Below are 5,753 nucleotides of genomic sequence, written 5' to 3'. Positions count from 1 at the left end.
CGCGACGCTCCCCTGTTGCTGGCAGCGTCATGCGTGTCGGACTCTGTACGTTTTACAAGGTATGCGCGGCACTGTTTGTCTCCCACTTTAATACTGTGGAACGCAGTGACGGCAGAGCTGGCTGATCCGTCATTTCCCCCGCTGTGCATGGTGTGATCGCGCGAGAAAATCGTTCGCTGGCGCAGTGGGTCGGGTACGGACGGGTGCCCGGATTGGAACGAAGCCGGCCCGGGCTGGTGGAGGAAGGTGAGAATGGCGGACGCCACCTCACGCGCACCGCCACGGTGGGTGACGTGCGGTTGACCGGGAATTTCGACGAGGTTCCCGTCTTTGGCAGAGTCCACGAGACGCAGGCACCATGAGCGTCTGGATACAGGGTCTTGGCTGCCACGGATGATGAGTACGCGCTGGGTTGCCATCCGGAGACGCTCGTGGAGGCGGTACCGGAGCATCACCGGAAGTTCGGTGAAGTACCAGGGCAGGCCGCAACGGGCGTAGTCGGTGAGTACCAGCGCGTTCGTCATGGGCCGCTCTTTGAGGCTGTCCAGGGCCAGAGTCAGTGAATGCCAGAGCACCGACCGGCGAGCCGCGTCGGTGACCGGCCCGATCAAGACCAATTCCGAGACCATGCCAGGGCGTTGGATGGCCAGTTCTGTCACGAATTGAGCGCCCATTGAGTGACCAATGAGTACACAGGAACTGACTCCTGCCGAGTCCAGCGCGGTAGCAATGGCTGAGGCATATTCGCTGACTTGTAACTGTTTCGTAGGCTTTTGGGTTCCGCCGAAACCTGGCAGGTCCAGGACATACGTATGCCCGTGTTTGGAAAGTTCCGTCTGCAGCCGGTCAAAGTAGCGGTGCGACATCCCAATTCCGTGCACCATGACAAAAGTTGGCGTGCCCGGACCCGAATCCGACAAGATAGCCGACTTCACCCGGCAGGCTATTAATTCGCGGTCAGTCAATGAAGGTCACCGGATACGTGGAAATGGCGATGGTTCCAATCGCTCAATAATTCTCGGGATGTGGGGGTGTGTCGTGGTTGAGTCGCGCAGCAACGACAGGTGACATGACGCTGCCCGTGGCAGGGATGCCTGGCTTCCCTGCCACGGATAAAAGGTTACGCGTCGTAACGTTCGCGGCTTCCTGACTTCGCCAGGCCGCGTGCAATCATGTAGGCAATTGTCAGGTAGGTGATGAACTCCATGCCCTGACGAGCGTCAAACATATCGATGCCATCTTCGTTATCGCCATCTCCGACAACAACTGCCGTGATGATTGTGGCAATGACCATTGCGATGTAGATAAAAAACTCGGTGGTCTTCGTTGCAGCCTTGGTCTCGGTGCTCCGACGAGCGTCAACGCTGCCTTTGTGGTCGCTCTGGGTTGCAGTCGAGGCACCGTTGGTGTTGCCGCTGTTGATATTGGACATGGTTTTGTCTCCTTAGTGTTTTGTGGCCATAGGGTTGGCTGAGACCGCGCTCATAGAAGAAGGCGATTAGATTGGAAGTAGCTTGTGATCTGCGGTTTTCTAGGCAAGATCGGCTACGGTGTAGATACTACGGTGTAGAACAAAATAAAAGCAAGCCTACTTATAAAAGGATGTTTGATGACGGTTCGCACAGGCAATAAGAGTCTGATCGCTGATCAGGCCTTCCGGAACTTGGTTGCTCGATGACCTCGGTTAAGAGTCGCCTGACCAGGGCCACGATGCTGGCGGGTGCTCTGGAACTGGTCGACGACGAGGGTCTTGACGCGCTCTCGATGAGGAAGCTCGGCCAGAAACTGGGCAAGGATCCGATGGCGCTGTACCGGTATGCGAAAAACCGTGAGGCACTACTTGATGGATTGACTGAAATCATCTGGGACCAACTGGTCATTCCACCCGTCGACGAGTGGCAGGATCAACTTCGCGCAACTGCCCACGACTTCCGCAACCTGGTCCTAAGACACCCGAACGTTGTCCCCCTCTTGGTCACCCGACCGCTATCCACCCCCCTGGGCTTGCGCCCTCCCGGCGCGCTTCGCCCCATCGAACAGCTCCTGGCCCTACTCATGAAGGCCGGCTTCGACTCGCGCGGGGCCTTGCACGTATACCGCGCCTACTACGGCTTCCTCTTCGGGCACATCATCAACGAGCTCGAGGAATTTGTCGTCGACGCCGACGAGGACGAAGAAGTGTTAAGGCTTGGACTGCAACGGCTTGCCAAGAAAGACTTTCCGCAATTGCGCACTCTAGCCCCCTTACTGGCGGACTACGACGGCAAAGCCGAACTCGATCAAGGAATGGACATCCTCCTCCAAGGACTTGAAATCAGCCTCAATCAAACGCTATAGCCTGATTCGCGTGAGGCCAAGAGGTAGGTAGATAGGCAAACAGTCAAAGGCCCTGATCGCGACCAAGAGTTCTATTGGTCAGGCACTGGAAAACAGGCCGGGCATCTCGGGCAGCAACAGGTCTATGGTTAAGTCAGGTCGTAAAACTGAGAGCGAATTGGAGGGATAAGACTGCTGTCTCTGGTCACCCCACCAAGCCAAGATGCGTTGCCCCGGAGGAGTCATGCCTGAGCTATATCCGGCGCTGGGCTCGGATAATGCTGAGCTGTGCATACCCTATCTTGAGCTGTTGCCCGTTACGGGTGCATCAATCTCGGTGTTCGGCGGATCCATGCACGAGACCTTACTTCATGCCAGTGACGCGGTAGCGGCGAGATTAGACGAACTGCAATTCGATCTCGGAGAAGGTCCTCGGTGGGAGGCTCTTCGCACCCGCCTTCCGGTGCTTCTACCTGATCTACGGTTCGGGGATCAGCATTTATGGCCGGTCTTTGGGAAGGCTGTCGCCGAGACGGGCGTTGCGGCGATGTTTGTTTTCCCGCTGACCATCGGGGCAATCAATGTTGGTGTGGTGGAGCTGTATAGAACGTCACCTTGGACCCTGAGTCGTTCCGATCTAATGACTGCGTCATCGCTCGCAGAAAACACGTCGTGGACGGTCTTGCGCCAGTTACTGAATGACAACGCTGTTGACCATAACGGATCCGTTCCAGGAAGTTCCCTAATATCTCGGCGGGAAATCCATCAAGCCACCGGTATGGTTCTCGCCCAGGCAGCCCTGTCCGCAGCCGATGCACTGCTGCTTCTACGCGCTCATGCGTTCGCCAACGGCAGCACGCTAGCGGAAATCGCTCGAACTGTGGTTGCCCGTGAACTGGATTTCTCCCCGCCCGACGAAAGGAACGATCAGCATGTGCTGGAGTAGAGTGGGCGCATCGTGACCACATCGCGTTCGGAACAGGTCAGCGCCGCGTTTGTGAAACTGGCAGAGACACTCGTCGCCGACTATCACGTCCTGGATCTTCTGCAAACCCTCGTTGAGGAGACAGTCAGCCTGCTCGATGCCGCTGCCGTTGGCCTATTGTTGGCCGATCCACACGGAGAGCTGCAAGTGGTCGCCTCTACCAATGAGGAAAGCAGGCTCGTGGAAATGCTTCAGCTTCAGGCCGGTGCCGGTCCATGCGTCGAATGTTTCAAAACAGGCGTGGCGATAACCATCGACAGCATCGATTCCATGGGCCCACGCTGGCCCGAATTCCAGGCCGCGGCACTTAGCCAGGGGTTTCGCTCAATACACGCGGTCCCGCTACGGGTGCGTGATCGAACCATCGGCGCTATGGGATTGTTCGGCCGGGATGTCGGTGCCCTGACTGCGGAGGACTCAGCCATTGGCCAGGCGTTGGCAGACGTAGCGACCATCGGCTTACTCCACGAGCGCACCATCCGTGAAGGCACACTAATCAACGATCAACTACAACGTGCGCTAACCGGCCGGGTCCTCGTTGAACAGGCGAAGGGGGTGATCTCTCAAACCAAGAACGTGGACTTGGATGAGGCCTTCAACATGATCCGCCGATACTCGCGTTCACACCACCTTGGATTGCAAGACACGGCACGCAAAATCGTCAGTGGTTCTCTCACGCTTTAGGATCGCTGGATTGCTGGTCCCTACGGTCAAGTTCCTCAGTCAGCTCCTCCAGGCGCGTACTTGTTTCGGGGTCCGGCTCGGTATCGCGGACATATTCCATATCAAGTTGACGACCCGTTCTGCTGTTGAGGACTTCTACCTGGAGAGTGTCTAAATCGGTTAAGTCCTCGGGGAACTGTTCCTCGGGTGCAAGCCGGCTCGGGGCCGAAGGCTCACTGCTGGCACCCACTCCTGCCAACGGGTCTGGCGCTGGTTCGGAAGCGGCACTGAGACCAGGCGATGCCGGGTAGGTGGCTTGCCAGTTTGAACCCGCAGACAGGTGGTCTGCTCTCGAGTCCGGCCCAACCTCCCTGGCGGGCTGCGGGGGAGGCTCGATGACCGACCACGCAGGATAGTTACCGAGCCTTTTCACGGCCTCCGGATCGACAGACCGCGCCCCGCTGAGATCGATACTCATGCTGAGATCCGGTGCCAGATAGCTCGTGCTCACAACCATTCGGATCAGGGCATCACTATTAGTCTGCGTCAGTGATCCGCGGACGACCACGGTCGCAAAGTTCAGGTCGGTATTGACCTGGATGAGTGCGCTCAGCCCCAATTCCGGCGCTAGGTGTCTAACCTCTTGCCCGGCGGACAGCCCTTTAGAAATCGCCATGATCTAACCCAACACTAGTAGATGTCCACATAGTCCATGCAGGCGTGCCGGGGTCCGGGGCAACACCCCAACAGTAACGCGCGCGAAGGTGTCAGTCCACCGGTTTCTGCTATCCAGGGCTGGCCAGCACTGTTGATAACAAACCCAGCTGGCCCAGGTCTTCGACCTCGCCTCGTGCAGCACAGTGAACGGGCGTGAGGCACTCAGCAACGCCGGGCAAAGGTATCCCGGATTGAGCAATCGAGACACCTCATGTGAACCCAGTACGAGCCGCCCGCAACACCTCTTGTGTTCATATCATAAGCATGCTTACATTGAGTACCGGTGGTGGTTCCCAGAGACGTTCACCGAACGTAGATTTCAGGGACCACGCCAGCACTTGAGATTACCCAACACAAGGTTCCATCCGTATTTCAGGTTTCGATGGCCCAGACCCTGCTACGGAATATGTTTCCGCATCCCAGCGCCGTTTCTGCCACACCTACCCACACTTCAGTCTCAGCCCATTTAGCCGCCATTCGATCCATCGATAGATGGCCGGTGCCCGGGGCAGCGAAGGATGTCGCGCGGACGGCCGGTAGCGAAGCTAGGAAGCACGCATCTCTCTCTAGGAGGAAAGTCATGACCGCTCACAATCACCAGCTCGACAGCACCCGCGAGAAGACAACCATGCAGAAAGCCGCAATGGGCATGGGCGCCGTTTTTCTACTCGTCGGCATTCTCGGGTTCATTCCGGGGGTCACCAGCCAACACGATCAGATGGACATGGCAGGACCCGAATCTGAGGCGTTGTTGCTAGGCATTTTTCAGGTGTCGATCCTGCACAACATCGTTCACCTTCTTTTCGGCGTCGCTGGCCTGGTCCTTGCCCGTAGCTACTCGAACGCCAAGAACTACCTCCTCGTCGGAGGAGTTATTTACCTGGTGCTCTGGATTTACGGGCTGGTCATTGATCAGGATTCCACCGCTAACTTCGTCCCACTGAATGATGCGGACAACTGGCTACATCTGTTCCTGGGCGTCGCGATGATTGCACTAGCGCTGATCCTTCGCCGGAAGCGGGACCACAACACAGGCAACCGCACCTAAAGAAAGAGCAACACCCTCCGACGG

Annotated in this window: 7 protein-coding genes; 4 read left to right on the top strand and 3 right to left on the bottom strand. The window is 57.4% G+C overall.

What is annotated here, in order from left to right:
- A partial coding sequence (locus K728_RS22770) for an alpha/beta fold hydrolase (protein ID WP_443110898.1) occupies positions 1–866 on the bottom strand: 866 nt, incomplete at its 3' end.
- Between the two features lie 254 nt (positions 867–1,120).
- Complete coding sequence (locus K728_RS0100795) at positions 1,121–1,432, bottom strand: hypothetical protein (protein WP_051317572.1); 312 nt, start codon at positions 1,430–1,432, stop codon at positions 1,121–1,123.
- A gap of 242 nt (positions 1,433–1,674) precedes the next feature.
- Between K728_RS0100795 and K728_RS0100790 the strand changes: the two genes are divergently transcribed.
- The 3 genes from K728_RS0100790 (at position 1,675) to K728_RS0100780 (ending at position 3,985) form a co-directional block, all read left to right on the top strand.
- Positions 1,675–2,337 carry a TetR/AcrR family transcriptional regulator C-terminal domain-containing protein gene (locus K728_RS0100790; protein WP_024475539.1) on the top strand — a complete coding sequence of 221 codons (663 nt, stop codon included), beginning with the start codon at positions 1,675–1,677 and terminating at the stop codon, positions 2,335–2,337.
- Between the two features lie 223 nt (positions 2,338–2,560).
- The gene (locus K728_RS0100785) at positions 2,561–3,262 is read left to right on the top strand and encodes a GAF domain-containing protein (protein ID WP_024475538.1); all 702 of its coding nucleotides are present in this window, start codon (positions 2,561–2,563) and stop codon (positions 3,260–3,262) included.
- Between the two features lie 9 nt (positions 3,263–3,271).
- Entirely contained in the window at positions 3,272–3,985 is a 714-nt protein-coding gene (locus K728_RS0100780) for a GAF and ANTAR domain-containing protein (RefSeq protein WP_024475537.1), read from the top strand.
- Here K728_RS0100780 and K728_RS21485 read toward each other — a convergent pair.
- Positions 3,975–4,640 (bottom strand): hypothetical protein, encoded by a 666-nt coding sequence (locus K728_RS21485; protein ID WP_024475536.1) that lies wholly within the window; start codon positions 4,638–4,640, stop codon positions 3,975–3,977. The two genes, K728_RS0100780 and K728_RS21485, sit on opposite strands and share 11 nt — an antisense overlap.
- A 621-nt stretch (positions 4,641–5,261) precedes the next feature.
- Between K728_RS21485 and K728_RS0100770 the strand changes: the two genes are divergently transcribed.
- Positions 5,262–5,729, top strand: a complete 468-nt coding sequence (locus K728_RS0100770) for a DUF4383 domain-containing protein (RefSeq protein WP_024475535.1) — start codon at positions 5,262–5,264, stop codon at positions 5,727–5,729.
- The last annotated feature ends 24 nt before the right edge of the window (positions 5,730–5,753 follow it).

Origin of the sequence: Arthrobacter sp. CAL618, assembly GCF_000468215.1 — a bacterium.
Lineage (GTDB): Bacteria > Actinomycetota > Actinomycetes > Actinomycetales > Micrococcaceae > Arthrobacter_D.
The sequence above is the reverse complement of the archived record's forward strand: the minus strand, read 5'-3'. Positions and strand labels throughout refer to the sequence as shown.

Coding starts and splice junctions, on each gene's coding strand:
- K728_RS0100795 (WP_051317572.1), bottom strand. CDS start 1,432: ATGTCCAATATCAACAGCGGCAACACCAACGGTGCCTCGACTGCAACC.
- K728_RS0100790 (WP_024475539.1), top strand. CDS start 1,675: ATGACCTCGGTTAAGAGTCGCCTGACCAGGGCCACGATGCTGGCGGGT.
- K728_RS0100785 (WP_024475538.1), top strand. CDS start 2,561: ATGCCTGAGCTATATCCGGCGCTGGGCTCGGATAATGCTGAGCTGTGC.
- K728_RS21485 (WP_024475536.1), bottom strand. CDS start 4,640: ATGGCGATTTCTAAAGGGCTGTCCGCCGGGCAAGAGGTTAGACACCTA.
- K728_RS0100770 (WP_024475535.1), top strand. CDS start 5,262: ATGACCGCTCACAATCACCAGCTCGACAGCACCCGCGAGAAGACAACC.